The following is a 2,824-nucleotide window of genomic DNA, read 5'->3' as shown; positions in this document are numbered from 1 at the left end:
GTGGTGCTGCCGCTGTTCATCCCGCCCGTCGTGTTCGGCGCCGGCGCCCTAGAGCGCGCCGCCAACGGCCTGTCGCCCCTCCCGGCGCTGGCCTTCCTCGCGGCCTACGTCCTGTTCGCCAGCGTGGTTACCCCGTTCGCCGGCGCCGCTGCGATCCGGAACGCGCAGGGCTAAGCGACCTGTTCCCCGCGAAGCTGGAACCTGTTCTCTCGGCCACTTGGGCAGGCTCGTCACGAAGAACACAAAGCTTACACGAAGAACACGAAGTGAGTCGCGGCGCGGCTCCGGCGCCTTTGTGCCCTTCGTGACTTCTTCGTGACGAACCAGCGCTGTCAATCGTTGCGCTTCGCGCGGCCGCGCCGCTCAGGCCTTCTTCACGAACTCCGTCCGTAGCACGAGCCCGCGGACCTTCTCGACATTGGCCTCGATCTCGTCCGTATCGCCCGTCAGCCGGATGTTCTTCACCAGGGCGCCGCGCTTCAGCGTCACGCCGCCCGAGCCCTTGACCTTGAGGTCCTTGATCAGGGTCACGCTGTCGCCGTCGGCCAGCGCATTGCCGTTGCTGTCGCGGGTGGTGTCTTCGCCCATGGTGTCGTCGTCCTCGCCGGCGCGACGCTCTAGCACAGGCGCGGCGGCCAAGTAGCGCGAGCGGCGATCAGGCCCTAAAGAAGCGCGCGATGTTCCTCGCCAACCCCGACCGTTTCCTGCGCTTCACCCGCCCGCTCACGCCGGTGCTGTGGGCGCTGGCGGCCGTCCTGCTGGCGGTCGGCGCCTGGCTGAGCTTCGCCGCGCCCGAGGATTACCAGCAGGGCGACACGGTGCGGATCATGTTCGTCCACGTGCCCGCCGCCTCGGTCGGGCTGATGATCTACGGCGCGCTCGGCGTCTCCAGCTTCTTCGCCCTGGTGTTCCGCCATCCTCTCGCCGACGCCGCCGCCCGCGCCGCCGCCCTGCCCGGGGCGGCCTATACGGCGCTGGCCCTGATCACCGGCAGCCTGTGGGGCAAGCCCATGTGGGGGGCGTGGTGGGTATGGGGCGACGCCCGGCTGATGTCGGTGCTGGTGCTGTTCCTGTTCTACCTCGGCTACATGGCCTTGCGCGCCTCCATCGACGACGAGGCCAAGGCGGCCCGCGCCGCCGCCGTGCTGGGGCTGGTCGGGCTGATCAACCTGCCGATCGTCAAATTCAGCGTCGACTGGTGGAACACCCTGCACCAGCCGGCCTCGCTGATCCGCGCGGGCGGCCCGTCGGTGACCGGCGACCTTCTGGCCCCGTTGCTGACGATGATGGCGGCCTACGGGATGCTGTTCCTCGCCGTCTGGGTGACGTCCATCCGGGCCGAGATCGTGCGCCGGCGCGTCCTGTCCATCCGCGCCCGCCGCGCTCTGGAGGCCTGACGATGATCGACCTCGACATGGGCGCATACGCCGCCTTCGTTTGGCCCGCCTGGGGGATCAGCGCTCTGGTGCTCGCCGGCCTCGCCTTCCGCGCCCTGGCCTCGGCGCGGCGCTGGAACCGCGAACTCAGGCGGCTCGAAGCCAAGGACGCGCCGCGATGAGCCGCTGGCTGTCGATCGTCCCGCTGGTGGTGCTCGCCGCGCTGGCCGCCCTGTTCGTTGGCTGGTCGCTGAAGCGCGACCCGGCGGTCAAGCCGGAGGCTTTGGTGGGGCAGTCGATCCCCGAGACGGTCCTGCCGATCCTCAACGGCGCCCAGCCCGGCCCCGGCCATGTCGACCTGAAGACCGCCGGCGTCGGCAAGCCGATGCTGGTCAACGTCTTCGCCAGCTGGTGCCTGCCCTGCCGGGTGGAGCATCCGAAGCTGATGGCGCTGAAGCAGCGCGGCGTCGCGGTCGTCGGCGTGGCCTGGAAGGACGACCCGGTGAAGACCCGCGCCTTCCTCGACGAGCTGGGCGATCCCTATTCGATGGTGCTGGTCGACCGCGAGGGCCGGGCCGGGCTGGATCTCGGCATCACCGGCGCGCCCGAGACCTTCGCCGTCGACGCCATGGGGCGGGTGGTCGCCAAATTCTCGGGGCCGCTGGTGGACGACGCCGAGGTCGACCGGCTGGTCGAGGCCATCCAGGCGCCGCCGCGTCCGCTGCCGACGGCCACCGCTCGTTAACCCATTTCCGACGGTTTTGATTAACCCTGTCGGCATGAGCGCGATTCGTCCTCTTCTGCCCTCCGTCCTGTTCCCGCCGCACCCAGCAGGCGCCGCCCCCGTGCGCGCCTCCCGCTCGGACTTCTTCAAGGCGGCGCTCGAGGCGGTGCAGGGCCCCGCGGCCGAGCCGACGCTTCAGGCCGCCGCCCCGCAGCCGACGGCCAAGGCCTTCGAGGAGCGTCCGACGCGACCCGGCGCGCTGCTCGACATCCGAGTCTGACCGCCTTCACGCGAAAATGAGGGGCGCGCGACCGTCCGCCGTGATTAACCTCCGCGCCATGCGCAGACGGGGCTGGATCATTCCTGCGGCGGCCATGGCGACCGTGCTGCTCGGAGCCGGGGCCGACGCCCAGCCGACAGCCGTACGCGCCGCCCGCGCCGCCCCACCGCCGCCCGAACCCGTAGTCGTCGAACTGTTCACCGCCCAGGGCTGCGCCGGCTGTCCCGAAGCCAACGCGCGGTTCGAGGCCGTCGTCGACGAACCCGGGGTGATCGCCCTGACCTGGGCGGTCGATTACTGGGATTATCTCGGCTGGTCCGACACCTTCGCCCGGCCCGAGTTCACCCAGCGCCAGCGTGACTACCGGCGCGTTCTGCGGCTGCGAAACGTCTCGACGCCACAGGTGGTGATCGACGGCCGCCGCCAGGTGCCCGGCGCCGCCAC

The 2,824-nt window shown here is 70.6% G+C and carries 7 protein-coding genes; 6 read left to right on the top strand and 1 reads right to left on the bottom strand.

The window, feature by feature from the left end; all coding sequences use genetic code 11:
* A complete protein-coding gene (locus VGB60_RS12550) occupies positions 1-174 on the top strand; it encodes a heme exporter protein CcmB (protein WP_331038587.1) in 174 nt (57 codons plus the stop codon).
* 189 nt (positions 175-363) lie between these two features.
* Here VGB60_RS12550 and VGB60_RS12545 read toward each other — a convergent pair whose 3' ends face one another.
* Positions 364-588: an alkylphosphonate utilization protein gene (locus VGB60_RS12545; RefSeq protein WP_331038586.1), complete on the bottom strand. Its 225-nt coding sequence runs from the start codon at positions 586-588 to the stop codon at positions 364-366.
* 89 nt (positions 589-677) lie between these two features.
* Here VGB60_RS12545 and ccmC point away from each other — a divergent pair, with 89 nt between their 5' ends.
* The 5 genes from ccmC to VGB60_RS12520 all read left to right on the top strand — a co-directional run.
* Complete coding sequence (gene ccmC, locus VGB60_RS12540) at positions 678-1,397, top strand: heme ABC transporter permease CcmC (RefSeq protein WP_331038585.1); 720 nt, start codon at positions 678-680, stop codon at positions 1,395-1,397.
* A 2-nt stretch (positions 1,398-1,399) separates the two neighbouring features.
* Positions 1,400-1,558, top strand: coding sequence for a heme exporter protein CcmD (ccmD, locus tag VGB60_RS12535; RefSeq protein ID WP_331038584.1), 159 nt, complete (start codon positions 1,400-1,402; stop codon positions 1,556-1,558).
* A complete protein-coding gene (locus tag VGB60_RS12530) occupies positions 1,555-2,121 on the top strand; it encodes a DsbE family thiol:disulfide interchange protein (protein WP_331038583.1) in 567 nt (188 codons plus the stop codon). Before ccmD ends, VGB60_RS12530 begins: the two co-directional genes overlap by 4 nt.
* 100 nt (positions 2,122-2,221) lie before the next feature.
* Positions 2,222-2,380 carry a hypothetical protein gene (locus VGB60_RS12525; protein WP_331038582.1) on the top strand — a complete coding sequence of 53 codons (159 nt, stop codon included), beginning with the start codon at positions 2,222-2,224 and terminating at the stop codon, positions 2,378-2,380.
* Between the two features lie 58 nt (positions 2,381-2,438).
* The coding region (locus tag VGB60_RS12520; protein WP_331038581.1) for a DUF1223 domain-containing protein at positions 2,439-2,824 on the top strand (386 nt) is incomplete at its 3' end.

Source organism: Brevundimonas sp., assembly GCF_036399195.1.
GTDB lineage: Bacteria > Pseudomonadota > Alphaproteobacteria > Caulobacterales > Caulobacteraceae > Brevundimonas.
This window is presented reverse-complemented; position numbering and strand designations above follow the sequence as displayed.